General features: G+C 65.3%; 27 protein-coding genes and 1 pseudogene. 21 read left to right on the top strand and 7 right to left on the bottom strand.

Translation table 11 applies throughout. From position 1 onward, the window contains the following. Window positions 1-54 precede the first annotated feature (54 nt). The 3 genes from V3H18_RS08450 (at window position 55) to thiD (ending at window position 2361) form a co-directional block, all read left to right on the top strand. Entirely contained in the window at window positions 55-1071 is a 1017-nt protein-coding gene (locus V3H18_RS08450; protein ID WP_332081582.1) for a WD40 repeat domain-containing protein, read from the top strand. Between the two features lie 36 nt (window positions 1072-1107). Continuing rightward, window positions 1108-1404 (top strand): nucleotidyltransferase family protein, encoded by a 297-nt coding sequence (locus V3H18_RS08445; protein ID WP_332081581.1) that lies wholly within the window; start codon window positions 1108-1110, stop codon window positions 1402-1404. Window positions 1405-1554: 150 nt separating this feature from the next. Next, complete coding sequence (gene thiD, locus V3H18_RS08440; RefSeq protein WP_332081580.1) at window positions 1555-2361, top strand: bifunctional hydroxymethylpyrimidine kinase/phosphomethylpyrimidine kinase; 807 nt, start codon at window positions 1555-1557, stop codon at window positions 2359-2361. 31 nt (window positions 2362-2392) lie between these two features. On the opposite strand, the gene V3H18_RS08435 is transcribed toward thiD, so the two are convergent. Next, window positions 2393-2842, bottom strand: coding sequence for a GatB/YqeY domain-containing protein (locus V3H18_RS08435; protein ID WP_332081579.1), 450 nt, complete (start codon window positions 2840-2842; stop codon window positions 2393-2395). Between the two features lie 190 nt (window positions 2843-3032). Here V3H18_RS08435 and carA point away from each other — a divergent pair, with 190 nt between their 5' ends. Continuing rightward, window positions 3033-4229, top strand: a complete 1197-nt coding sequence (gene carA / locus V3H18_RS08430; protein ID WP_332081578.1) for a glutamine-hydrolyzing carbamoyl-phosphate synthase small subunit — start codon at window positions 3033-3035, stop codon at window positions 4227-4229. Window positions 4230-4237: 8 nt separating this feature from the next. Here carA and V3H18_RS08425 read toward each other — a convergent pair whose 3' ends face one another. Next, entirely contained in the window at window positions 4238-4828 is a 591-nt protein-coding gene (locus V3H18_RS08425; RefSeq protein WP_332081577.1) for a hypothetical protein, read from the bottom strand. A gap of 89 nt (window positions 4829-4917) precedes the next feature. Between V3H18_RS08425 and V3H18_RS08420 the strand changes: the two genes are divergently transcribed. The 6 genes from V3H18_RS08420 (at window position 4918) to V3H18_RS08395 (ending at window position 9008) form a co-directional block, all read left to right on the top strand. Beyond that, window positions 4918-5808, top strand: coding sequence for a hypothetical protein (locus V3H18_RS08420; RefSeq protein WP_332081576.1), 891 nt, complete (start codon window positions 4918-4920; stop codon window positions 5806-5808). After that, window positions 5805-6383 (top strand): DUF2975 domain-containing protein, encoded by a 579-nt coding sequence (locus tag V3H18_RS08415; RefSeq protein ID WP_332081575.1) that lies wholly within the window; start codon window positions 5805-5807, stop codon window positions 6381-6383. Before V3H18_RS08420 ends, V3H18_RS08415 begins: the two co-directional genes overlap by 4 nt. Continuing rightward, entirely contained in the window at window positions 6383-6601 is a 219-nt protein-coding gene (locus tag V3H18_RS08410) for a helix-turn-helix domain-containing protein (protein ID WP_332081574.1), read from the top strand. The genes V3H18_RS08415 and V3H18_RS08410 overlap by 1 nt, the downstream gene beginning before the upstream one ends. Before the next feature lie 228 nt (window positions 6602-6829). Next, entirely contained in the window at window positions 6830-7531 is a 702-nt protein-coding gene (locus tag V3H18_RS08405; RefSeq protein ID WP_332081573.1) for a hypothetical protein, read from the top strand. Between the two features lie 25 nt (window positions 7532-7556). Further along, entirely contained in the window at window positions 7557-8357 is an 801-nt protein-coding gene (locus tag V3H18_RS08400) for a hypothetical protein (protein ID WP_332081572.1), read from the top strand. Between the two features lie 18 nt (window positions 8358-8375). Further along, window positions 8376-9008 carry a cupredoxin domain-containing protein gene (locus V3H18_RS08395; protein ID WP_332081571.1) on the top strand — a complete coding sequence of 211 codons (633 nt, stop codon included), beginning with the start codon at window positions 8376-8378 and terminating at the stop codon, window positions 9006-9008. Between the two features lie 103 nt (window positions 9009-9111). On the opposite strand, the gene V3H18_RS08390 is transcribed toward V3H18_RS08395, so the two are convergent. Further along, the gene (locus V3H18_RS08390) at window positions 9112-9831 is read right to left on the bottom strand and encodes a GyrI-like domain-containing protein (protein ID WP_332081570.1); all 720 of its coding nucleotides are present in this window, start codon (window positions 9829-9831) and stop codon (window positions 9112-9114) included. A 185-nt stretch (window positions 9832-10016) separates the two neighbouring features. Here V3H18_RS08390 and dapF point away from each other — a divergent pair, with 185 nt between their 5' ends. Together dapF and V3H18_RS08380 are read left to right on the top strand one after the other, a co-directional pair. Then, a complete protein-coding gene (dapF, locus tag V3H18_RS08385) occupies window positions 10017-10844 on the top strand; it encodes a diaminopimelate epimerase (protein WP_332081569.1) in 828 nt (275 codons plus the stop codon). Then, entirely contained in the window at window positions 10841-12064 is a 1224-nt protein-coding gene (locus V3H18_RS08380) for a MiaB/RimO family radical SAM methylthiotransferase (RefSeq protein WP_332081568.1), read from the top strand. Before dapF ends, V3H18_RS08380 begins: the two co-directional genes overlap by 4 nt. Here V3H18_RS08380 and V3H18_RS08375 read toward each other — a convergent pair. Then, window positions 12061-12453 carry a PRC-barrel domain-containing protein gene (locus tag V3H18_RS08375; protein WP_332081567.1) on the bottom strand — a complete coding sequence of 131 codons (393 nt, stop codon included), beginning with the start codon at window positions 12451-12453 and terminating at the stop codon, window positions 12061-12063. The genes V3H18_RS08380 and V3H18_RS08375 overlap by 4 nt on opposite strands. Window positions 12454-12656: 203 nt before the next feature. Between V3H18_RS08375 and V3H18_RS08370 the strand changes: the two genes are divergently transcribed. Beyond that, window positions 12657-13358: a TerC family protein gene (locus tag V3H18_RS08370; protein WP_332081566.1), complete on the top strand. Its 702-nt coding sequence runs from the start codon at window positions 12657-12659 to the stop codon at window positions 13356-13358. Between the two features lie 168 nt (window positions 13359-13526). Here V3H18_RS08370 and V3H18_RS08365 read toward each other — a convergent pair whose 3' ends face one another. Both V3H18_RS08365 and rpsU read right to left on the bottom strand, forming a co-directional pair. Further along, window positions 13527-14399: a tetratricopeptide repeat protein gene (locus V3H18_RS08365; RefSeq protein ID WP_332081565.1), complete on the bottom strand. Its 873-nt coding sequence runs from the start codon at window positions 14397-14399 to the stop codon at window positions 13527-13529. Window positions 14400-14508: 109 nt separating this feature from the next. Continuing rightward, window positions 14509-14733 (bottom strand): annotated as a pseudogene (gene rpsU / locus V3H18_RS08360) (30S ribosomal protein S21); the annotation flags it as partial. Window positions 14734-14958: 225 nt separating this feature from the next. On the opposite strand from rpsU, the gene V3H18_RS08355 reads away from it, so the two are divergent. From V3H18_RS08355 to V3H18_RS08335, 5 genes are all read left to right on the top strand, one after another. After that, on the top strand, window positions 14959-15156 hold the full coding sequence (locus tag V3H18_RS08355; RefSeq protein WP_332081564.1) for a hypothetical protein: 198 nt from the start codon (window positions 14959-14961) through the stop codon (window positions 15154-15156). Further along, a complete protein-coding gene (locus V3H18_RS08350) occupies window positions 15153-15923 on the top strand; it encodes a metal ABC transporter ATP-binding protein (protein WP_332081563.1) in 771 nt (256 codons plus the stop codon). The genes V3H18_RS08355 and V3H18_RS08350 overlap by 4 nt, the downstream gene beginning before the upstream one ends. Beyond that, on the top strand, window positions 15913-16782 hold the full coding sequence (locus V3H18_RS08345; protein WP_332081562.1) for a metal ABC transporter permease: 870 nt from the start codon (window positions 15913-15915) through the stop codon (window positions 16780-16782). Before V3H18_RS08350 ends, V3H18_RS08345 begins: the two co-directional genes overlap by 11 nt. Before the next feature lie 5 nt (window positions 16783-16787). Further along, a complete protein-coding gene (locus V3H18_RS08340) occupies window positions 16788-17663 on the top strand; it encodes a metal ABC transporter substrate-binding protein (protein ID WP_332081561.1) in 876 nt (291 codons plus the stop codon). Window positions 17664-17745: 82 nt separating this feature from the next. Continuing rightward, window positions 17746-18846 carry a CobW family GTP-binding protein gene (locus V3H18_RS08335; protein ID WP_332081560.1) on the top strand — a complete coding sequence of 367 codons (1101 nt, stop codon included), beginning with the start codon at window positions 17746-17748 and terminating at the stop codon, window positions 18844-18846. A gap of 9 nt (window positions 18847-18855) precedes the next feature. Here V3H18_RS08335 and V3H18_RS08330 read toward each other — a convergent pair whose 3' ends face one another. Continuing rightward, window positions 18856-19305 (bottom strand): DUF6101 family protein, encoded by a 450-nt coding sequence (locus V3H18_RS08330; protein WP_332081559.1) that lies wholly within the window; start codon window positions 19303-19305, stop codon window positions 18856-18858. Window positions 19306-19615: 310 nt separating this feature from the next. On the opposite strand from V3H18_RS08330, the gene V3H18_RS08325 reads away from it, so the two are divergent. The 3 genes from V3H18_RS08325 (at window position 19616) to V3H18_RS08315 (ending at window position 22133) form a co-directional block, all read left to right on the top strand. Continuing rightward, entirely contained in the window at window positions 19616-20458 is an 843-nt protein-coding gene (locus V3H18_RS08325) for a 3'(2'),5'-bisphosphate nucleotidase CysQ (protein ID WP_332081558.1), read from the top strand. Beyond that, window positions 20458-20718: a DUF4170 domain-containing protein gene (locus V3H18_RS08320; protein WP_332081557.1), complete on the top strand. Its 261-nt coding sequence runs from the start codon at window positions 20458-20460 to the stop codon at window positions 20716-20718. The genes V3H18_RS08325 and V3H18_RS08320 overlap by 1 nt, the downstream gene beginning before the upstream one ends. 137 nt (window positions 20719-20855) lie before the next feature. Then, on the top strand, window positions 20856-22133 hold the full coding sequence (locus V3H18_RS08315) for a 3-deoxy-D-manno-octulosonic acid transferase (protein WP_332081556.1): 1278 nt from the start codon (window positions 20856-20858) through the stop codon (window positions 22131-22133). Window positions 22134-22150: the final 17 nt, after the last annotated feature.

Here is a 22150-nt window from a genome sequence, read left to right as displayed (position 1 = left end):
CAAGCGCCGCCCGCGCCTGCCGATCGGCTTTGGCGCCGCCGGCGGGGAGGCCGCATGAGCGCGACGGCGCCCTACCCTTCGCTTCTCGACAATGTCGCGCCGCTCGCGCTCGGCGAGGCCGTCGTGGCGGCGGCCTTTCTGGACGAGGCGCCGGTTTTCGCGCTCGCCAATGGCGAACTCCATTTCGGCGACGGCGCGGAAGGCCGGCGTCTGCCCGCGCATCCCGGCGCCGCGATCCTCGCCGCGGCGAACGACGCGCGCCACATTGTCACCGGCGGCGACGACGGGCGAGTGGTTCTGACGAGCGCCGCTGGCGATATGGAGACGATCGGCGACGAGAAGGGCAAATGGATCGACGCGGCGGCGCTGCGCGACGGCGCGGCGGCCTGGTCCGCCGGCAAGATCGTCCGCGCCCGCTCGGCCAAGGGCGAGACGAAGACGCTCGACATCCCTTCGACCTCGCGCGGCCTCGCCTTCTTCCCTAAAGGCTACCGGCTCGCCATCGCGCATTATAACGGCGCGACATTGTGGTTTCCGAACGCCGGCAAGCCGGAAACGCTCGCCTGGGCGGGCTCGCATATCGACGCGACGATTTCGCCGGACGGGCGCTTCCTCGTCACGTCAATGCAGGAGAACGCCTTGCATGGATGGCGCGTCGCCGACGCCAAGAATATGCGCATGGCGGGCTATCCGGGAAAGACGCGCAGCTTCTCCTGGTCGCATGACGGCAAATGGCTGGCGACCTCTGGCGCCGACGCCTGCATCGTCTGGCCTTTTTCCGGCAAGGACGGCCCGATGGGCCAGGCACCGCGCGAATGCGGCGTGCGGGCCAATACGCCGGTGACGCGCGTCGCCTTTCATCCGAGCGCGCTGGTCGTCGCTATCGGCTTCGACGACGGCCTCATCCTACTGGCGCGGTTGACGGACGGATCGGAGCTTCTGGCGCGTCGCCCCGTGGAAGACGCCAAACAGGCGCGGATCGCGGCGCTCGCCTGGGACGCCAAAGGCGCGCGCCTCGCCTTCGGCGCGGAGAACGGCGACGCCGGCGTGCTGACGCTGCCGAAGGGGTAACCTTTTCGCGCGAAGCGCCTGTGCTATGCTCGCCGTATGAACGCGCAAGAGATCATCGCCGTTCTTCTCGAGAACGTGGCCGCCCTGCGGGCGCGCGGCGTCGCGCATGCGGCGCTGTTCGGCTCCCATGCGCGCGGCGAGGCGCGGCCAGACAGCGACATCGACATTATGATCGAGATCGCGCCGGACGCCGTGCGCGACGTTTATTCATACGTTGGGCTGAAAGACTTCATCGCGGAGCTCTTCAACGGGCCAGTAGATGTCGTTAATCGCGAGTTCCTGAAGCCATATGTGCGCTCGTCCGTGACGGCCGGCGCTCTTCAAGCGTTCTGACAGAAGCGCGTCATGCCCGCGCTTGTCGCGGGCATCCACGCCGACACGCTGCGGAAGCGACAAAAGAACAAGGGCGCCTAAGATGACAATGGGCGCGCTCGTCGTGGATGGCCGGGCCAAGCCCGGCCATGACGGCGGATAGGTGAATATATGCCCGCCAAAATCCCCCGCCTCCTCTCCATCGCTGGGTCCGATCCGTCGGGCGGCGCGGGAATTCAGGCGGATTTGAAAACCTTCTCGGCCTTCGGCTGCTACGGCATGGCGGCGATCACGGCGCTCACCGCGCAGAATACGCGGGGGGTAACGGCCGCCTATCCCATCGCGCCGGATATCGTCGCGGCGCAGATCGAGGCCGCGATGTCCGACATTGCGCCCGACGCCATCAAGATCGGCATGGTCGCGACGCCCGAGATCGCGCAGGCTATCGCGGAGACGTTCGCCCGATACGACGCCCGCAATATCGTGCTCGATCCAGTGCTCGTTCCAACGCAAGGCGTGTCGCTCGCCTCCGCTGGACTGGAGAAGGCGCTTATCGCGACGCTCGCGCCGCTGGCGCGTCTCGTCACGCCCAATCTGCATGAAGCCAGCGCGCTCACTGACACGCCGCGCGCCACAAACGCCGACGAGATGGCGGCGCAGGGGCGCCTGCTGATCGAAGCCGGCGCGCGCGCCGTGTTGATGAAGGGCGGCGATCTCGACGGCGAACCTATTGACGTTCTGATCGAAGCCGGCGAGACGCGCGTCTTTGGCGGCCGGCGCATTAATACGCGCCACACGCATGGCACGGGCTGCGCCCTCTCCTCAGCCATCGCTTGCGAACTCGCCAAGGGCGCGCCGCTTATCAACGCCATCGCCGCCGCCAAAGCCTGGCTGGAAGGCGCGCTCGAAGCGGCGGCGTCGCTTGATTTAGGCGACGGCCGCGGCCCGCCGCATCATTTCTTTGCCCTCTGGCGGTAACCCCTCCCCCGCTTCGCGGGAGAGCGAGCTATCAGCTCCCCAGCGCCGCCTTCACCGCCGCGCTCGCCTTGCCGAAATCCATGCGGCCCGTGTATTTCGCCTTGAGCGACGCCACAACCTTGCCCATGTCCTTGATCGAAGCCGCGCCGACCTCGGCGATCGCCGATTTCACGGCCTCGGCGACCTCGGCTTCGGAGAGCTGCTGCGGGAGATAGGACGAAATCACCGCGATCTCGCCGCGCTCCTTGCCAGCGAGGTCTTCGCGCCCAGCTTTTTCATAAATTTCAAGCGATTCCTGACGGCTTTTGATCATTTTCTGCAGCAGCGCCAGCACGTCGTCGTTGGTGAGAGTCTTGCCCGTCCCCCGCGCCTCGATATCCTTGTCCTTGAGCGCGGCGTTGATGAGCCGCAGCGCGTCCACCTTGGCGCGCTCGCCCGCCTTCATCGCCGTCTTGAGGTCTTCCGCAATCTTCTCGCGCATCTAATGTCCTTGGGGTTTCCATTTCGGGATGGGATGGATTACATCCACCACCAATACCGCCGCGTCATGCCCGCGCTCGTCGCGGGCATCCACGCCGGGCGGCGGCGCATGGATGGCCGGGTCAAGCCCGGCCATGACGCGCGGAGGGCGTGCTGTCAAGGGCGACGGCGCCACAGGATTTGGGACGGAGATGACCCTCGATCAAGACAATGGCTGGACCAAGCCGGTTTACAGCGGCGTCCTCGTGCTCGCCAGCGGCGAGGTTATCGAGGGCTATGGGCTCGGCGCCGTGGGCGAGGCCGTTGGCGAAGTCTGCTTCAACACCGCCATGACCGGCTATCAGGAAATCCTGACCGATCCCTCATATGCCGCGCAGATCGTCACCTTCACCTTTCCGCATATCGGCAATGTCGGAACGAATGAGGAAGACGTCGAGACCGTCGATCTCGACCAAAGCGCCGGCGCGGTCGGCGCGATCTTCGGCGCGCCGGTCACGGACCCCTCCAATTTCCGCGCCCAGCAGAAGCTGACCGACTGGCTCGCGGCGCGCGGGGTCGTCGCACTTTGCGGGATCGACACGCGCGCGCTGACGACGCTCATTCGCGAGCGCGGCATGCAGAACGCGGTCATCGCTTATGCGCCGGACGGCAAGTTCGATATCGCGCGCCTCAAGGCGACAGCCGCCGCCTGGCCCGGCATCGACGGGATGGACCTCGTGCCGAGCGTCGGCGCGAAGACGGGCTACGACTGGCGCGAGACGACGTGGCGGCTTGGCGGCGGCTATGGCGCGCGCGAGAGCGCGCCCAAATATCGCGTCGTCGCCATCGACTATGGCGTGAAGCGCAATATTCTGCGGCTTCTCGCCGAGCAGGGCTGCGAAGTGATCGTCGCGCCGGCGACGGCGACGAGCGCGGAAATATTGGCGCATAAGCCCGATGGCGTGTTTCTCTCGAACGGGCCCGGCGATCCGGCCGAGACAGGCAAATACGCCGCGCCCGTTATACGCGACCTGCTCGCGTCAAAAACGCCGATTTTTGGCATCTGCCTCGGCCATCAGATGATGGCGCTCGCGGTTGGCGCGAAGACGCGGAAAATGCCGCAGGGCCATCACGGCGCCAATCATCCGGTGAAGGATTTCACCACCGGCAAGGTCGAGATCGTCTCGATGAACCATGGTTTCGCCGTCGATCGCGACAGCCTGCCGGCAAACGCCGTCGAGACGCATCGCTCGCTTTTCGACGGCTCCAATTGCGGCATCGCGCTTACCGACCGCCCGGCCTTCTCGGTGCAGCACCACCCGGAGGCCTCGCCCGGCCCGCAGGACAGCCATTATCTCTTCCGCCGCTTCGTCGACATGATGGAGAGCGCGAAGGCGAAGGCTGCCTAATCGACGCGTCAACCGCCGCACGCCGGAACGAGCGCGTCGAGGCTCTTCTCTTTCGTGACGAGCGAACGCAGATCGACGTTTTTCAAAACGGTGAGATAGGGCCCCTGCTCTTCGACACGCAGAAATGTCGTCATCGGCAGCGGCCCGTCGGCGAGGTCGCCGCGACGGCAAGCTTCGGCGCCGACGCCGAAGGAGCCATGCGTCTTTCCGCCGCCGCGCGCCTTTTCCTCGATCGCCTGCGCCTGCAGCGCCTTGATCTTGGGAATGTCGGCAAGCTCGACGCGAAAGGCGTGGATGCGCGTCCCGGGCCGTTTCTCAGCGGCGAGCGGCGCGAGATCGGCGGCGTCCGTCGTTTCCTTCAAGATGAATTTTGCTTCGTGCGGCGCGCCGCCTTCGCGCCGCCAGCCGATATTCAGCGTGACGCCGCCAGGCTGCGGTTCTAGCGTGTCGGGAATGCGGATCGCCGCGCGCAATTGCGCCGGATCGACGGTCGTGGCGTCGAAGCTGCGGAGCGCCCACATCGTCGAGACAGGCACATGGCCGCAGCCCGCGAGCGCGGCGGCGCAGAGCAGAGGGAGCAACAGGAGACGGCGAGTCATTTTGACCTCATTTTCGCATTAATTTTTTAATGTTTTACATTAAATTTTTTATGTGTCAATTGTAGCTCGTCTAAAAGGAGAGTGACGGCATGAGCGCGTCGCGCGCCATAAAAATCGCCGGAATATGGAGCGCGGCGCTCGCCGTCGCCGTGACGCTCGCTTTCGCCATCCGCCCGCCGCTGCGCCACGCGGTCGCGGCGCTGCTGAACGATCCCGCCAATCTTCCCGCGCTCGAAGGCGCCGCCCGCGTGCATTACGAGCCGCGCGCGCGGGCCTGCGCGGAGGCTGTCGCGGCGCTGGCGCCGAAAGCCATCGCGCGCATCGAGGCCGCGCATGGGCGGCCCTTCGCGCAAAGGCCTGTCATCGGCCTCTATGCGTCTTATGAGCATTACGCGCGCGCCAATGGCATGGGCGATCCGGGCGTCGCCGCCGTGACGCGCGCCGGCGCCGCGCTTCTGTCGCCGACGCTTTGCGGCGAGGAGCGCGATCGCCTCGAAGGCGTCGTGACGCATGAACTGTCGCATGTGCATTTTTCCGGCTGGCGGACGCTTGGCGCGCCGCGTCCGCCGCAATGGTTCACCGAGGGGCTCGCGGTGATGGCGTCGGAAGGCGGCGGCGCCGAGGGCGTCAGCGAGGCCGAGGCCACGCAAGCCATTGGCGAAGGCTATCGCGTCGTGCTCGACGGGCGGCGCTGGATCGATTTCGCCGGGCTCGGCTTCGAGCGCGAACCGCCGCATAGTCCGACGCTGGACCCGCTCACGCTACGCCAGCGCCTCGCCTATCGGCAGGCGGGCATGTTCGTCGGCTGGCTGCGCGGGCGCGACGAGGCGGCGTTCTTGCGGCTTTTGCGCACGCTGGAGGCGGGCGACGCTTTCGACGAGTCCTTGGAGTCCGCCTATGGCGACGGCGCGCCGCGGCTCTGGCGCACTTTCGTTTCCTCTCTCTCGCAGCAATCCAGCGCCATGGAGAAACAGCCATGATAGAATCGCTACCGCTTTCCGCCGCCGCTTCGGACGATCCGAAATTCGACGCGCTGCGCGCGCGCATCGGCTGGCTCTGTCAGCTCTTGCGCTTCGCCGCCATCGCCTATGGCGCATGGACCTTCGCGGCTTTCGCCTATTTCTGGAGCGACGGCGCGCGCGTCGCCGCGCGCTTCGACGATCTCGGCGTCGACGTCGCCGGCCTCGGCGCGGCGCAGCGCCTTGCCGCCTTCGGCGTCAGCTTCATCGTCTGGCTGCCGCTTGCCGCCGCCTGCTACAGCGGCTGGCGGTTGTTCTCGATCTATCTCGCCGGCCGCATCTTCGCGCCCGAGGCGGCGCTTTGGCTGCGCCGTCTTGCGCTCTTTGGCCTCCTCGCCGCGCTCATCGACATTGCGACGCGGCCGCTCGTCTCGCTCATCGTCACCGCCCATAAGGAGGCGGGCCAGCATATGGTCTCGGTCTTTTTCAGACCCGAGGATCTCTCCACCGCCCTGCTGCTCGCGACGCTTCTCGCGCTCGCGCATATTCAGAAGACGGCGGCCGATATCGCAAACGAACATGCGCAGTTCGTCTGATGCCGATTATCGTCAATCTCGATGTGATGCTCGCCAAGCGCAAGATGCGTTCGCGCGATCTCGCGGCGCAAATCGGCATCGCCGAGCAGAATGTCAGTCTCTTGAAATCGGGCAAGGTGAAAGGCGTGCGCTTCGACACGCTGGAGAAAATTTGCGAAATTCTCGACTGCCAGCCCGGCGACATTCTGGAATATCGGCGCGAGAGCGCGGAGCCTTGAGAGGCGCGCCGCGCGGGGCTTTTTCGCGCAGGCTTGGAACCAATCAAACGATTCCGCGTTGTCGAGTCGGGCGACGCCCATATTGAACATATAATTTCGGCGGCGCGACGAACGCGCCAAAACCATAGTTAAATAATTGCGGTCTGCGCGGCTGCTGCGCCTCAGACTGTCTTCATCGCCACGAGCATTGATCGAACGATCCATCCTATGGATCGGAAAGGATGACTCATGAGCCTCACTCAAGCCGAAACCGTTTTCGCGAGCGTTCACGAAAACGGATTGAACGATTTCCTCACCGCCTTCTTCACCGACCGGCCGCGCCACCTCGTATATGGATCGCCGGCGTTCGTCCCGACGACGACCGTCGCCGAAACGAACATGGCGGCGATACCCTTTCCGGGCGTTCCCGGCGGCATCGAATGGCGCGTCGCGCTGTCGATACCGCGCGTCGATCTCTACAAGCAGACGAGCCCGCTGCCGCCCGAATTATCGCTGCAACCGGGCCAGTTCGGCGCCGCCATCACTGCGGAGCTGTGTCTCGACTGCCGGCGCCTGAAGATCGACCCGCGCCCCCCGCGCGGCGGCACGACAGGTCAGCCCGAAGGCAAGCCGGATGACAAGCCGACTCATCCGTTAAGAGAGGCGACGTGCTGCAAGCTGGAAGTGTTCGCCGTGGGCCATCTCGAGCATGTTCTAGCGCAAAATGGCGAAGACGCCATCGCTCTCGCCGTCGACGGCGTCGAGATCGTCGACATCGCGCCGCCCGAGGTGGAAGCCATCCTCGAATGCCTGCTCTTCATGATCCTGCAGGCGGTGCTGGCGGATGTGCGCCTGCCGCTGCGGTCCTTGCGAGTCGGCGCCTTCAATCTGTCGATGACGGTCGGACCGTTGATCGAGGACGATCAGATCAAGGCGCGCGGCAATTTCTAAAGGCTTTTGATCGGGAGATTTCATCATGGCTGAGATTACCGCCGCCCTCGACGAACAGGGCGCCAATAAATTGCTGGACGGCGCCATCGCCGCCATCGGGACGCAGGTCAAGAGCGGATCGGGAAGCCTTGGTCCCTTCGTCGCGAGTTACACTGTCTCTGGAACGCTGACCAATGGCGACGTCGATCTCATTCCGCCCTCGACGATTCGCATCGTCGATCTGCGTCTCGATTGGCACCTCGATTTCAGTTTCGGCATCGATCTGAGCGACATCCTGCCGGATTTTTGCCTCCCGCAAATCTGCATCGACATTCCCTGCGTCGGCGAGGTTTGCACGCCGAAAATCTGCATCGACTGGCCGACGATCTCGGTTCCGATTTCCTTCGGCGACTTCGTCAAGACCACGGCCGATTTCCAGATTGTCGTCAATCTCGTCGGCGCCGACTGGGTCGTGTCGATCAAGGTGCTGGGCGTGCCCAATCTTCAGTTCGGCGCGACGACGGCGGCGCTCCTCGCCGCCATCGGCCTCGCGGTGACGCCGATCTTGCTCGCCATACCCTTCCTTGGTCCGTTTCTGGCGATCGCCGTCAATGCGATTCTTCTGGCCATCGGCGTCGCCGGCGTGACGGGCTTCCTGGGACCGATCATCACGCCCTTCGTGTCGGGGCTGACGTTTGAGATCTACAAGCAGCCCAAAAAATTCCCGGTGCTGCCGGCCGCCGGCGCCTTCGATCCCGCCGTCGACATCACCATTGACGCGATCGCCGCGGTCGTCGCCAACAGCGGCGAAGACGAGCTTGTGCTGACCGCCGACGTTTCACCGTAAGCATTGAGGAGACATTCGATGTTCGACGATTTCGACAGCCGCGCCTTGCGTCGCACCGACTGCTTTGGCCAGCGCTTCATGAAACCGGGAACTTATCGCTACGGCGTGTTTCCCGCGAGCGGCCAGCATCTGTCGCAGGAGCGTCCCTATGTCATCAAGGTCGATGAGGGACGCCCGGGACAGAAGATGAAGCAGCACAATATCATGCTTTCCGCCACGAAAGGCGGCTTTAAGCCGGACAAGGCGGAGATCGGTATCGACGCGGGCGATATGGTGGTGTGGAACTGCCCGGAGAAGGCGATGACGCCCTACGCCGTCGTCGGCGACAAGGAATTTTTCGCCAGCAGTCGCCTCGTCAACGAATGCGGCTATTCCCACGCCTTCGGCCTGCCGGGCGAGTATCGTTGGGTCGACGCCTTTGGCGGCCCCGTCGGCGGCGTGATCCGCGTGCGCGATCCGGGGGTGAAGACCGAAGCCGATCTCAGTAAGTGGCGCGAAACGCTCGCGCAGGGAACGCTGGTGATGGTCGATGACCAGCAGGCGAAGCCGAGGGAAGTCGATATTATGGTCGGCCAGACTGTGTTCTTCGCCGTCACCAAGAGTCGGGGATTGTCGATCACCGACGAGAGGCTGCTTGAAAAACGAAAATGAGACGATCGCGGGGTCCTTGCGACAAAACCGGCGGCGCGCCCCAGTTAGCGCGCCTTACGATCGGACGGAATCGCCCGATCGACAAGCAAGTTGATCGGAAGGCTCACTTCAAGAACACATAAATATCGACATCGACGCTGGCGTCGTCGCCTTTGAAGTCGGTGAGATATTCCTCGACGATGAGGTCCTTCGTATCGACGCCCTTCTCGTCGAGATAGGCGGCGATCGCCTCATAGGTCGCCTCGATCTCGTCATAGGCGCCGCGATGCTGGAATTTAAGCGCCTTGCCGGCGGGCGAAGCGCCCACGGCGACGCCCTCCGGCAGTTTGAGCTTGCCCTCCGGCGCAGCGGCGAGCGGCGCCATCGCCTCAAACTCGAAGCCAGCGTCGTCGGTCTTGGTGAAGACGGCGATGGGCCGGCCGTTGGCGACAAGCCCCCCCTTGCCGACGACGGCGTTGAGCTTGGCGATGGCGTCGGCGAGCGTCGCGGCGGCGTCCTCCCATTTGCTGCCCTGGCCCTTGATGACGAGAGCGGGGCGCGCGTCGACGACGACGGCCTGGCTCATGACCGCCTGCGCCGCCTCGTCGACTGGCTTCGTCTCGCCGGAATCGGCCGGCTTTTGCTCGGCAGGCTTGGCGTCGCCGCCCGCCGGCGGGGCGGCGGGCTTGGCCGGCGTCGCGGGCTTGTCCCCGGCGTTTTCGACGTCGCGGGTAAAAAGCGCGCGCTCCGAATAGATCGCCGCCCCCGCGACAAGGATGGTGAAAATCGCCAGCGCCCGCCAGTGGCGGCGCAGACTGTCCAGCAAGCCCGGTTCCTCGTCCATGCGCCAAGCCTCTCCCAATGGCGTGTTCAAATCAGCCTTTTCGCGCCTTTTTGCGACGCCTTTCCGGCGCTTTGCGGCGGTGGCGCGCCGTCCCGGCATTCTCTATATACGAGCGCGTCTTTCGGAAAATAGGCCAAAGCTTGTCCACAGCGCCGCACCCCCTTGCTCATCTTCCCATATGGCGCATGAACGGCGCGGGAAACGAGATTCTCATTCTCGATCTGCGCGGGCTCGACCATGAGGTCGCGCCGCAGGACGCGCGCGCCATCGCCCGGGCGCCCGGCCTGCGCTTCGATCAGCTCATGACGCTCCACGCGCCGCGCCGCGCCGAGGACGACGCCTTCATGCGCATCTATAATATCGACGGCTCGCTCTCGGCGGCCTGCGGCAATGGCACGCGCTGCGTCGCTTTTGCGCTGGCGCGCGAAGGCAAGGACGCGCTGCGTCTCGAAACCGACGCCGGTCTCGTCGAGACATGGCGGTTGGCGGAAAGGGTCTTTGCCGTCGACATGGGGCGCCCAGGCCTCGAGTGGCGCGACATACCGCTCGCCCATGAGGTCGCCGATACGCGCAGCGTCGCGCTCGAACCTCCGGTCGCGGGCGCGCCGACGCATTTTTCCGCCGTGAGCATGGGCAATCCCCATGCGGTGTTCTTCGTCGCCGATGCGGCGCTTGTCGATCTCGAGGCGCTCGGACCCGCGCTCGAACATCATCCGCTCTTTCCGCAGCGCGCCAATATTTCCTTCGCGCAGATTCTCGCCCGCGACGATATTCTGCTGCGCGTCTGGGAGCGCGGAACGGGCGCGACCAAGGCTTGCGGCTCGGCCGCTTGCGCGACGCTCGTCGCCGCCGCCCGCGCGGGGCTCACGCAACGCGCCGCGCGCCTGCGGCTGCCGGGCGGCGATCTCGAAATCGACTGGCGCGCCGACGATCACGTCACCATGACCGGGCCGGTCGAATTTGAATTTGAAACGACGCTCGATCCGCGCATCTTTCAGGACGTCGCCGCGTGAACGCGCCGCTGCGCCACGCGGAAGCGATCACCTTCGGCTGCCGCCTCAATATCGTCGAGTCGCAGGAGCTTGCCCGCGCCTATGTCGGCGGGCCGGAGACGGTCGTCGTCAATACCTGCGCCGTGACGAACGAGGCGACGCGGCAGGCGCGCCAGGCCATCCGCCGCCTGCATCGCGAACGCCCCGACGCCGAGATCGTGGTCGCCGGCTGCGCGGCGCGGCTCGATCCGCAAGGCTTCGCCGATATGGAAGGGGTAACGCGCGTCATCGCCGACCATGCGCCGAATCGCGCGCGCACAGGCGCTGAAGGCACGCGCGGCCTCCTCGCCGTGCAGAACGGCTGCGACCATCGCTGCACCTTCTGCATCATTCCTTTCGGCCGCGGCGCTTCGCGTTCGGCGTCGCCTTTAGAGGCTGTCGCGCAGGCCCGCGCGCTCGTCGCCGCCGGAAAGAAAGAAATCGTGCTTACGGGCGTCGATCTAACGAGCTATGGCGCCGATCTCGGCGAGGGCTGGACGCTCGGACGCCTCGTGCGCCTGCTGCTGCGCGAAGCTCCAGAACTCGCGCGCCTGCGGCTCTCCTCCATCGACTGCGTCGAAGTCGACGACGAGCTGGAGGCCGCGCTAGCGGAAGATGCGCGGCTCTGCCCGCATCTGCATCTCTCCTTGCAATCGGGCGACGATTTGATCCTGAAGCGCATGAAGCGGCGTCATTCGCGCGCGGCGGCGATCGATCTCTGCCTCAGGCTCCGTAGGGCCCGGCCAGACATCGTCTTCGGCGCCGATTTCATCGTCGGCTTCCCGACGGAGACGGAAGAAATGTTTCAAGCGACGCTCGATCTCGTCGACGCCTGCGGGCTGACGCATCTTCATGTCTTCCCTTTTTCGCCGCGCCCCAGCACTCCCGCCGCGCTGATGCCGCTGGTCGCGCCCGATATCGTCAAGCGACGCGCGGCGCTTTTGCGCGAAAAGGGAGATGCCGCGCTTGCGCGCCATCTCGACGCGCAGATCGGCAAAAACTTGCAGTTGTTGACCGAGCGCGGCGGGACCGCGCGCGCCGCCGATTTCACGCTCGCGCGCTTGCCGGGCTTGGAAGCGGGAAAGATGATCGAAGCGCTCGCGACGGGCCACGACGGACGCGCGCTGGCGACGCAAGTGACGGGTATGACAAAGCAGGGCCAAGGTTTTGGCCCTGCCCTGCTCAGCAACGCATACGACTAGTAGCGGGGGAACGGGTCGCGCATCGTCGTCGCGTCTTCCCAATAAGGAGCCGAACCGTAATTCTTGTGCAGCCGCGTCTCCCAGTCGCGATCGCGCCAGCTGTCCTCGTTGAATTCCGGCGCGTTCCGCAGTTGCTCTTCCGTCACATTGGCGACATATCCGCCCAGATTCGTATCGTAGCGGAAGGCTTTCCACGGCAGCGGATATTCGCTTTCGCCGAAGCCGAGAAAGCCGCCGAAAGTCATGATCGCATAGCGCACCATTCCAGACACGCGATCGATCATCAGATGCTCGATTTCGCCGATTTTATCGCCGCGAACGTCGAATACGCTCGTGCCCTCGACCTTGTCGCTGGAAATAAGGTTGGCGTTTGGCTCTGCCATGCCCATGGTAACCTCCTTCAGCGCGCCGCAAAGCGACGCTATTGTCGGATTTGCCGCGCTTGTCGGAAAAAACGTTTGGTATAGTCCTATGTTCCGCTCCGGCGCAGAAAAGCCGTCATTTCATAAGCTGAACCGCGGGTTTCATCTCAACGCAAAACGCGTTAATGCAACGCCTAAGGGGCGTCGTCGCCCAGCAGGAACTTGCGCGCATGACTCTGGATCTCGCCATCGGCTGGGAAGTCTTCGAGATCATCTGGATCAATATTCTGCTTTCAGGCGACAACGCCATTCTGATCGCGCTCGCATGCCGGCAATTGTCAGTGCGGCAGCGACGCTGGGGGGTATTTCTCGGCGCGCTCGGCGGCGTCATCCTCCGCATCGCTTTCACGCTTGTCGTCGTCGAACTGATGGGGATTCCCTATCTCAGGATCGTCGGCTCGCTGATGCTGCTCGTCGTCGCGATCAAGCTGCTGATCGACGAAACGGGCCATTCCGACGTAACGGCCAAGCCAGATCTGTGGAGCGCGGTCGGCGCCATCATCATGGCCGACGCGGTGATGTCGCTTGACAACGTGCTCGCGATCGCAGCGGCGGCGCGCGGCTCGACGCAACTCATCGTCTTCGGTCTCGTCTTATCCGTGCCGATCGTGATGTTCGGGGCCGGCGCGCTGCTCAAGGCGCTGGAGCGATTTCCCATCCTCGTCTGGGCCGGCGCCGGCGTCCTCGGTTGGGTCGCGGGCGACATGACGGCGAGCGATTCGGCGCTTGCCGCCTATGTGCATGTCGCCGATCACAAGTCGCTCGAACTTGGCCTGTCGATCGCGGGTTGCGCCATCGTGCTCATCATCGCTTTCGCCGTGCAGGCCTATCGCCAGTGGCGGGAAGATCAGCGCGGCCGCAAAAGGCCGTAAGACCTGATAATCGCCGATGGGAAGCGCAACGCGCGTTCACTCAAGAGCGGCGCATTGACGGTCGCGCGGCGGCTTGTCGGCATTGACGCGCGCCAACTCAGATCACGCTCCTGACGATATTGATCGGCTTATCCGCATCGGGGCGATGCCGCCGGAGTGCAGCGCGGGTTAACCGCGCGCGCCTTGCTTGGCGACCGGCTGCTGCGGATCGAGCTGCAGCGCGCGCTGATAGGACTCCTGCGCCTTGGCGCGATTGCCGCTCTTGTCATAGGCGAGGCCGAGCCAAGCCCAGGCGAGCGCGCTCTTATTGTCGACGTTGAGCGCGGCGTTGAAGTCCTCGACCGCCTTGTCGTATTTGCCGAGCGCGATGAAGCTTTCGCCGCGCGCCTGATAAGGCGCGGCCGCGAACGGATCGCGGTCGATGGCGTTGTCGAAATCCGTCACTGCGCGCGCGTCGTCGCCGCGCTTCTGATGGATGAGCCCGCGCGCGTGAAACGCCTGCGCGCTCTCGGGATTGAGGCGGATCGCCTGGTCGAGATCGGCGAGCGCCTGATCGAGATTGCCCTGCGCGCGCAGAAGATTGGCGCGGCCGACATAGGCCGGCGCATGTTTGGAGTTGACTTCGATGGCGTGATCGAAATCGGCGCGGGCGGCCTCGTTCTGGCCCATTTGCCGGTAGGCGAGCGCGCGATTCGTATAGGCCGCGGCGTTATTGGGATCGATCTTCACGGCCTGCGAGAAATCGCCCACCGCTTCCTGAAAGCGTCCGACTCGGGCGTAGGCGACGCCGCGCGTATTATAGGCCTCGGCGCTTGAAGGATTTCGGCGGATGACTTCGCTGAGCGAATCGATATTGACGGCGGCGGCCTTGGGATCGGTGTCGGCGATCTCGGCAATGCCGCGTCCCGGCGGACGAATTCCGCTCGCGGTCTCGCATCCCGCCAAAGCCAGCATCGCCAGCGCCGCCGCGCCGCGAATCAGGGTCTCTCGCGAAGGGATCGGAAGGGGGCGACTCTGCGTCGCCGCAAGGCGAAAGCCCATGCTTCAAGGTCTCCCAGCCGCAAAAGCTCGTCTTGGTTTGTCTCGCGTCGGTATAGAAAGCGCCCGCAATCCGGCGAGAATTCGACAGACGGCCTTGAACTCAGCGGCCGACCGGCTTGGCCTTCATCGGCAGCAGGCCCTCGCGCTGCAGCTTCTTGCGCGCGAGCTTGCGCGCGCGGCGGACCGCCTCGGCCTTTTCGCGGGCCCGCTTTTCGGAAGGCTTTTCATAATGGCCGCGCAGTTTCATTTCGCGGAAGATGCCCTCGCGCTGCATCTTCTTTTTCAGAGCTTTAAGGGCCTGATCGACATTATTGTCGCGAACGAGAACTTGCACGAATCCATCCTGTGTCTGAGGCGGCCCGTGCAAGAAACTCGCGACAAGGGCGGCCGAAATAGGGAACAGGCCAGCGGGCGCTGACGGAGCGCCTGACCCGTGCCGCAGGGGATAACAGAGTCGCCCCGGCCTGTCCATGCCCCATCGCCGCGATTTGCTGGCGCGCCGACGCGGCGGCGGACGAGAATGCTTGTCCAGCGCCAGCGTTATATTATAACAATGGGCATGACCGATATGACGACGCATGACGAGATCAAGGCCGTGGACGCCCCGATCGAGCTGAACGGCAGCGAGAACGCGGGAGCCGCCTCGCTAGGGAGGGACGGCGTCTCCATGCTCGGGCTTTCCGCCGGCGGGCGGCTCGCGGGCGTCGCGCTCGCGCTCGCGGCGCTCTGGGCCGGCGTCTATTGGGCGCTCCATTGAACGCTCCGGCGCCGGCGCCCATCCGGCTCGTCAATCTGACGCTTGGATATGACCGCCGCCCCGCTGTCCATCATCTGGAGGGCGAAATCGCGCCGGGCGCGGGGCTCGCCGTCTGCGGCCCCAACGGCGCCGGTAAATCCACGCTGCTCAAGGCGCTCGCGGGCCTTCTGGCGCCGCTCGGCGGCAGTATAGAGCGCGGCGGCGCCTCGCCCCGCAACGTCGCCTATCTGCCGCAGATCGTCGACATCGACAGCGCCTTCCCGATCAATTTGCGCGATTTCGTGGCCATGGGCGCCATGACGCGCATCGGCCTTTTCGGCGGGCTCGACGCCGCCGAACGCGCCCGCGTCGCCGAGGCGATCGAGACAGTCGGGCTCTCGGGTTTCGAGGAGCGCGCGCTCGACACGCTGTCCGGCGGTCAGATGCAGCGCGCGCTTTTCGCGCGCCTCATCGTTCAGGATCAGTCCGTCATCCTGCTCGACGAGCCTTTCGGGGCGATCGACGAGGCGACGATCGACGATCTCTTGGCGCTCATCTCGCGCTGGCGGGCGGAAGGGCGCACGGTCGTCGCCGTGCTGCACGACTTCGACATCGCCCGCCGCGCCTTTCCACAAACTCTGCTGCTCGCCCGCGAGCGCATCGCCTGGGGCGACACGCGCGACGCTCTTTGCAAGGCAAATCTCGCCCGCGCCCGCGCCATGTCGGCGGCCTTCGACGAAAGCGCGCGCGAATGTCTTCGGGACGAAGAGACGCGCCATGTTCATTGAGGTTTTCGTCGCGCCTTTCGTCGATTACGAATTCATGCGCCGCGCGCTCATCGGCTCCTTCGCGCTGGCGCTTTCGGGCGCGCCGCTCGGCGTCTTTCTCATTTTGCGGCGCATGTCGCTCGCGGGCGACGCGCTTTCCCACGCCATTCTGCCCGGCGCCGCCGTCGGCTATCTCGTCGCCGGCCTCTCCCTGCCGGCGATGACGATCGGCGGCCTCGCCGCCGGCCTTATCGTCGCGCTGGCGGCGGGCGCCGTCTCGCGCTTCACGCCGCTGCGCGAGGATGCGTCGCTCGCCGCCTTCTATCTCGTCTCGCTCGCGCTCGGCGTGACGCTCGTGTCGCTGCGCGGCTCCAATGTCGATCTGCTGCACGTGCTGTTCGGCTCGGTCGTCGGCCTCGACGATGCGGCGCTGCTGCTGCTCGGCGGCGTGACGACGTTGACGCTCGTCCTGCTCGCGGTCTTCTACCGCGCGCTGGTGATGGATACGCTCGATCCGCTGTTCCTGCGTCAGGTGAGCGGGCTCGGCGAACTCACGCCCTTCCTTTTCCTGGCGCTTGTGGTGCTCAATCTCGTCGCGGGCTTTCACGCGCTCGGCACGCTGATGGCGGTCGGAATCATCATGCTGCCCGCCGCCGCGGCGCGGCTCTGGACGCGGGAGCTCGCCGCCGCCCTGCCGCTCGCCGCGGCGATCGGGGTTCTATGCTCTTACTTCGGCCTCATCTTTTCCAACGAAACCTCAACGCCGACCGGCCCCGCCATCGTTCTCGCCGCGGGCCTCGCCTATTTCGCCTCGATGATTTTCGGCCCCGCCGGCGGATTGCTGCGCCTAAGGCGCCCGCGCCGGCATCTCGAAGGATGACGCCCATGCTCTCTCGACGCGGCCTCATCGCCCTCGCCCTCGCCGCTTTCGTCGCGCCGGCGGTCGCCGAAACGCCAAAAATCCCCGTCGTCGCGAGCTTTTCGATCATCGGCGATTTCGTGCGCGAGGTCGGCGGCGACCGCGTATCGGTCGCGACCATCGTCGGCCCCGACGGCGACGCCCATGTCTATCAGCCGAGCCCCGCCGACGGCCGCAAGATCGCGCAGGCGCGGCTCATCTTCGTCAATGGGCTGGGTTTTGAAGGGTGGATCGAGCGCCTGATCGCCGCCGCGAAGGGCAAGGGAACGGTCGTCACGCTCGGCAAGGGCGTCGCGGCTCGCGCGGGCGAGGAAGGCGCCGATCCCCACGCCTGGCAGGACGTGGGGAACGCCAAAATCTATATCAGCGCCATTCGCGACGCGCTCAAGGCTGTCGACGCGCAAGGCGCGGAGACCTATGAGGCCAACGCCGCCGCCTATCTTTCTAAGCTCGACGCGCTTGACGCCGAGATCGTGAAGACTTTTTCGAATATTCCCAAGGAACGGCGCCGCGTCGTCTCGACGCATGACGCCTTCGGCTATTTCGCCCAGCGCTACGGCGTCGAATTCATCGCGCCGCAAGGGCTTTCGACCGAAGCCGACGTCAGCGCGCGCGACCTCGCGAAAATCATCCGCTCGGTGAAGCAGAACGAAGTGTCGGCGGTCTTTCTCGAAAACATCGCGGACCCGCGGCTCGCCAAGCGCATCGCGGCGGAAACCGGCGCGCGCGTCGGCGGCGAGCTTTATTCCGACGCGCTCTCCGATGCGAAAGGCGACGGCGCGACCTATATCGACATGATGCGCCATAATGCTAGAGAATTGGCCAAAGCCCTGGCACCCTAAGCGGCATTAGGCGATTGGCGGTCGGCGGAGGCGCGAATTCTCCGACCGCCTAACGCCGACTGGCTTCTCCGCAGGAGAAAAAATGACCGACAAAATCCCCGTCACCGTCATCACCGGCTATCTCGGCGCCGGCAAGACGACGCTTCTCAATCGCATCCTCACCGAAGAGCATGGCCGACGCTACGCCGTGATCGTCAACGAATTCGGCGAGATCGGCATCGACAATGATCTCGTCGTCGGCGCCGACGAGGAAGTCTTCGAGATGAACAATGGCTGCATCTGCTGCACCGTGCGCGGCGATCTGATCCGCATCTTCGAAGGGCTGATGCGCCGGCGCGGCAAATTCGACGCGATCGTCGTCGAGACGACCGGCCTCGCCAATCCGGCGCCCGTCGCGCAGACCTTCTTCATGGACGCGGATGTGAAGGACGCCGCGCGGCTCGACGCGGTGGTGACGGTCGCCGACGCCAAATGGCTAGGCGAGCGCCTCAAGGACGCGCCCGAGGCAAAAAGCCAGATCGCCTTCGCCGACGTCATCGTGCTGAACAAGATCGATCTCGTCTCGGATGAGGAGCTCGCGGAGGTCGAAGGCCGCATCCGCGCCATCAACCCATACGCCGCGCTGCACCATGCCGTAAAATCCCACGTGCCGCTAAAGGAAGTGCTGGAGCGCAACGCCTTCGATCTCGACCGCATTCTGACGCTCGAACCCGCCTTTCTCGAAGCGGACGAGCACGATCATGACCATCATGATCACGACCATGGCCATCACGACCATGAATGCGGGCCGGATTGCGGTCATGACCACCATGATCATCATCATGACGGGCATGGCGAACATCACGACCATGTCCAGGGCGTGAAGCATTTCCACGACGACGACATGCATTCGGTCTCAATCCGTCACGAGGGCGAGGTCGATCCCGAGCGCTTCGTGCCCTGGCTGAACGATCTCATTCAGCGCGAAGGTCCCGACATTCTGCGCAGCAAGGGCATCATCGCCTTCAAGGACGAGCCGCGGCGCTTCGTCTTTCAGGGGGTTCACCAGATTCTCGACGGCGATCTGCAACGCGAATGGCATGGAGGCGAGAAGCGCGAGTCGCGGCTCGTCTTCATCGGCCGCAAGCTGAAGGAAGAGGCGATCCGCGAAGGCTTCGCCAAGGACGTGCTCGGTCTCGGCTGATTGCGCCCATCATTTGCGGCGCGCGAGAAAGCGCGGGCGGCGCTGCGAGACATTGGCGTCGCGCCGCCGCGCGACGGGCGCGCCGGCCTCGAGCGGCCGCAAAACGCCCTCTTCCGCCGAAAGGCGCGGCAGCCCGAGCCAGGACGCCCAATATTTCCAGTCGGCGGCGACAGCGCCGCCGTCCTGCGTCTTGCAGAGCAGAATGTCGAAATCGGAGTCGCGATGGGCGAGCGAGAGAAGATAAAGGGGCGAGCCGTCCTCGGCCGGGAGCACGTCGAGCGCGACGCCCTGATAGGCGTCGAGCGGCACCCTGATCTTCATGGCGACGCCCGACAGGCGCCGCGCGATGAGCACCCCGTCGCGGGTCACGCGGATGCGCCGCGCGCCGCCGTCGGCGCGCCAATCCGGCTGAATGAAGACATTTTCCTGGACCTTGCGCGCATTGCCGGCCTCGACCATGGATCCCTCCTCAAAACTCGTGAACGTCTTGTCGCAGGCATCCTGCCCCAGGCGCGGCGCGAAGACGCTAAAAAGCCTGGTGAATCACACGTAAACCATTGCTTTTTAGGTCGCTTTCAGCGATGAGGGTGAAGCTTCGTAAAATGGATTCGATCAAATTGCATCTATTCCGCGCAGTGCGCCCGCTTGCGGGCGCGGGACGTCTCCAATTGAGCGCGCAGCGAAAAAGTGGCATCCGGTTTTTCGCGTAAGGCGCGCTCTAAACTTTTTGAATCGATCACGTTATCCGCATTTGGGCGATTGCGCCAAAATGCGGCGTGATCTAGTGCTCTCCATGATGGGCCCCAGCCAAGAAGAACTCGCCGCCTTTCTCCCGCAACTCGAAAGCGTCACACGGCGGGCCGGCGACATCGCCATGTCCTATTTCCGTCCCGGCCAGCGGACGAGCGCCAAGGTCTCTTACAAGGGCGGCGGCTCGCCGGTCACCGAGGCGGATTTCGCCGTGGATCGCTTTCTCTACGACGAAATGGCCCGGCTCGCGCCGGAGGCCGCCTGGCTGTCGGAAGAGACCGTCGACACCGCCGAGCGCCTCTCGCGCGAGCGGCTGATCGTCCTCGATCCGATCGACGGAACGCACGCCTTCACGCGCGGCGACGACCGTTGGTCCGTCTCCATCGCGCTTGTGGCGAAAGGCCGCCCCGTCGCCGGCGTCATCCACGCGCCGGCGCTCGGCGAGACCTATGTCGGCGGCCGGGGCCTCGGCGCCTTCCTTAACGGGGCGCGCCTTTTCGCGCCGCAACGCGCCGAAATCGCCGGCGCTTCGTTCGTCGCCCCGCGCGCCATGCAGGAGCGCCTTGCGGCGTCGCCGCAGGGCTTCGTCATGGCGCCGCGCACGCCCTCCCTCGCCTTGCGGCTTGCCGACATCGCCTCCGGCCGGCATGATGTGGTGGTGGCGGGGCCCAATGCGCGCGACTGGGACATCGCCGCCGCGGATATTCTTCTCGCAGAAGCGGGCGCAAGACTCAGCGAGCCGGAAGGGGTCGCCCTGACCTATAATCGCGTCTCGCTCGCGCGCGACATGCTGATCGCGGCGCCCACGTCGCTCTTCGACGAAAGCCTCGCGCTGGCGCGAGACGTTTCGAAAGGAAAATGATGACCGATACGGCGCGCCCCAAACAGGCGAAAAACCAAAAACAGTTGCTGCATCTTGTATTTGGCGGCGAATTGGAGACGCTCGACAGCGTCACCTTCCGCGATCCCGCAAAGCTCGACATCGTCGGCATCTATCCCGACAACGCCTCGGCGCTCGCGGCATGGAAGGCGAAGGCGCATTCGACCGTCGACAACGCCCATATGCGCTATTTCGTCGTCCATCTCCATCGGCTGCTCGATCCCGACGTCGAGAGCTTATAGGCGTGGATGAACGGCAAAAGTGGCTTTCCTAAATTTGGCCGTTTTGCGAAGTATAGAGTCGTTGCTTCGCTCCCAATCGCGAGCGAAAAGACGGCGCCCGCCGACGTCCAGGGACGCGCGAACATATTGATCACGATATGCCGCTTCTGAAATTGTACCGGCTTGGCACCATCGCGGCGACGCCCTTCGCCGGCGCGGCGCTGAACTGGCGCGCGAACCTTGGCAAGGAAGACCCCGCGCGGCTTAGCGAACGCATGGGGTTCTCCGACCGCTCGCGCCCGCCCGGGCGTCTCGTCTGGCTGCATGGCGCGAGCCTTGGCGAAAGCATCTCGCTGCTGCCGCTCGTCGAACGCTTCGTCCAGCGCGGCCTCGAAGTGCTGGTGACGAGCGGCACGGTCGCTTCGGCGCGCGTGCTGACGGAGCGCCTGCCCGCCGGGGCCTTCCATCAATATGCGCCGCTCGACGCGCCGAAATTCATCGAGCGCTTCCTCGACCATTGGAGTCCCGACATCGCCGTTTTCGCCGAGTCGGAGCTATGGCCCAATGTCGTCGCCGCGCTGCAGGCCCGCGGCGCGCCGCTCGTCCTCGCCAACGCCCGCATCTCGCGCCAATCGGCGGAGCGCTGGAGCAGAGCGCCCGGCGCCGCGAAATCCGTGTTCGGCGCGGTGGATCTCTGCCTCGCGCAGGACGCCGACAACGCCGCGCGCTTCCTCGCGCTCGGGGCGCGCTGCGTGCGCATCGCCGGCAATCTCAAATTCGACGTGCCGCCGCCGCCCGCCGATTCGGCGCGGCTCGCGGAGTTCAACGGCGCGGTCGGGGCGCGGCCGGCCTGGGCGGCGGTCTCGACCCATCCGGGCGAGGAAGAGATCGCGCTCGCCGCGCATGTCGAACTCGCCGCGCAGACGCCTTCGCTCCTTACCGTCATCGCGCCGCGCCATTGCGAGCGCGGCGCAGAAATCGTCGAGGCGGCGCGCGCCCGGGGGCTTCGCGCGGCGCTGCGCTCGCGCGACGGCGAGCCCAGCCGCGACACGCAAATCTATGTCGCCGACAGCGTCGGCGAACTCGGCCTCATTTTCCGCAGCGTCGGCGTCGTGCTGATGGGCAAATCGCTGCTCCCCGGCGGCGGGCAAAATCCGATCGAGCCGGCGAAACTCGGCTGCGCCATTCTTTACGGGCCGCATGTCGAGAATTTCGCGGAAGTTTATGGGGAACTCGCCGCCGCCAAGGCCGCCGCGCGCGTCGCCGACGCCGCCTCGCTCGCGCGCGCGGCGCATTATCTGCTGTCCCAGCCCGCGCGCATGCGCAAGATGGGCCGCGCCGGCGCGGAGACGGTCGAAAAGCTCGGCGGCGCCTCGCGCGGCGTCATGAACGCGGTCGAGCCCTATCTCGCGCAATTGGCGATCGCCCAGCAATGAGCGCGGCCCGCGCCGGC

Source organism: Methylocystis borbori (genome assembly GCF_036576025.1).
Classification (GTDB): Bacteria; Pseudomonadota; Alphaproteobacteria; order Rhizobiales; family Beijerinckiaceae; genus Methylocystis; species Methylocystis borbori.
Note: the sequence above shows the minus strand (reverse complement) of the source record. Positions and strands in the feature narration are given on the sequence as shown.

What these genes read in the sequence shown, in the direction of transcription:
- V3H18_RS08450 (WP_332081582.1), top strand. Translation starts at nt 55, where the DNA reads ATGAGCGCGACGGCGCCCTACCCTTCGCTTCTCGACAATGTCGCGCCG.
- V3H18_RS08445 (WP_332081581.1), top strand. Translation starts at nt 1,108, where the DNA reads ATGAACGCGCAAGAGATCATCGCCGTTCTTCTCGAGAACGTGGCCGCC.
- thiD (WP_332081580.1), top strand. Translation starts at nt 1,555, where the DNA reads ATGCCCGCCAAAATCCCCCGCCTCCTCTCCATCGCTGGGTCCGATCCG.
- V3H18_RS08435 (WP_332081579.1), bottom strand. Translation starts at nt 2,842, where the DNA reads ATGCGCGAGAAGATTGCGGAAGACCTCAAGACGGCGATGAAGGCGGGC.
- carA (WP_332081578.1), top strand. Translation starts at nt 3,033, where the DNA reads ATGACCCTCGATCAAGACAATGGCTGGACCAAGCCGGTTTACAGCGGC.
- V3H18_RS08425 (WP_332081577.1), bottom strand. Translation starts at nt 4,828, where the DNA reads ATGACTCGCCGTCTCCTGTTGCTCCCTCTGCTCTGCGCCGCCGCGCTC.
- V3H18_RS08420 (WP_332081576.1), top strand. Translation starts at nt 4,918, where the DNA reads ATGAGCGCGTCGCGCGCCATAAAAATCGCCGGAATATGGAGCGCGGCG.
- V3H18_RS08415 (WP_332081575.1), top strand. Translation starts at nt 5,805, where the DNA reads ATGATAGAATCGCTACCGCTTTCCGCCGCCGCTTCGGACGATCCGAAA.
- V3H18_RS08410 (WP_332081574.1), top strand. Translation starts at nt 6,383, where the DNA reads ATGCCGATTATCGTCAATCTCGATGTGATGCTCGCCAAGCGCAAGATG.
- V3H18_RS08405 (WP_332081573.1), top strand. Translation starts at nt 6,830, where the DNA reads ATGAGCCTCACTCAAGCCGAAACCGTTTTCGCGAGCGTTCACGAAAAC.
- V3H18_RS08400 (WP_332081572.1), top strand. Translation starts at nt 7,557, where the DNA reads ATGGCTGAGATTACCGCCGCCCTCGACGAACAGGGCGCCAATAAATTG.
- V3H18_RS08395 (WP_332081571.1), top strand. Translation starts at nt 8,376, where the DNA reads ATGTTCGACGATTTCGACAGCCGCGCCTTGCGTCGCACCGACTGCTTT.
- V3H18_RS08390 (WP_332081570.1), bottom strand. Translation starts at nt 9,831, where the DNA reads ATGGACGAGGAACCGGGCTTGCTGGACAGTCTGCGCCGCCACTGGCGG.
- dapF (WP_332081569.1), top strand. Translation starts at nt 10,017, where the DNA reads ATGAACGGCGCGGGAAACGAGATTCTCATTCTCGATCTGCGCGGGCTC.
- V3H18_RS08375 (WP_332081567.1), bottom strand. Translation starts at nt 12,453, where the DNA reads ATGGGCATGGCAGAGCCAAACGCCAACCTTATTTCCAGCGACAAGGTC.
- V3H18_RS08370 (WP_332081566.1), top strand. Translation starts at nt 12,657, where the DNA reads ATGACTCTGGATCTCGCCATCGGCTGGGAAGTCTTCGAGATCATCTGG.
- V3H18_RS08365 (WP_332081565.1), bottom strand. Translation starts at nt 14,399, where the DNA reads ATGGGCTTTCGCCTTGCGGCGACGCAGAGTCGCCCCCTTCCGATCCCT.
- V3H18_RS08355 (WP_332081564.1), top strand. Translation starts at nt 14,959, where the DNA reads ATGACCGATATGACGACGCATGACGAGATCAAGGCCGTGGACGCCCCG.
- V3H18_RS08345 (WP_332081562.1), top strand. Translation starts at nt 15,913, where the DNA reads ATGTTCATTGAGGTTTTCGTCGCGCCTTTCGTCGATTACGAATTCATG.
- V3H18_RS08340 (WP_332081561.1), top strand. Translation starts at nt 16,788, where the DNA reads ATGCTCTCTCGACGCGGCCTCATCGCCCTCGCCCTCGCCGCTTTCGTC.
- V3H18_RS08335 (WP_332081560.1), top strand. Translation starts at nt 17,746, where the DNA reads ATGACCGACAAAATCCCCGTCACCGTCATCACCGGCTATCTCGGCGCC.
- V3H18_RS08330 (WP_332081559.1), bottom strand. Translation starts at nt 19,305, where the DNA reads ATGGTCGAGGCCGGCAATGCGCGCAAGGTCCAGGAAAATGTCTTCATT.
- V3H18_RS08325 (WP_332081558.1), top strand. Translation starts at nt 19,616, where the DNA reads ATGCGGCGTGATCTAGTGCTCTCCATGATGGGCCCCAGCCAAGAAGAA.
- V3H18_RS08320 (WP_332081557.1), top strand. Translation starts at nt 20,458, where the DNA reads ATGACCGATACGGCGCGCCCCAAACAGGCGAAAAACCAAAAACAGTTG.
- V3H18_RS08315 (WP_332081556.1), top strand. Translation starts at nt 20,856, where the DNA reads ATGCCGCTTCTGAAATTGTACCGGCTTGGCACCATCGCGGCGACGCCC.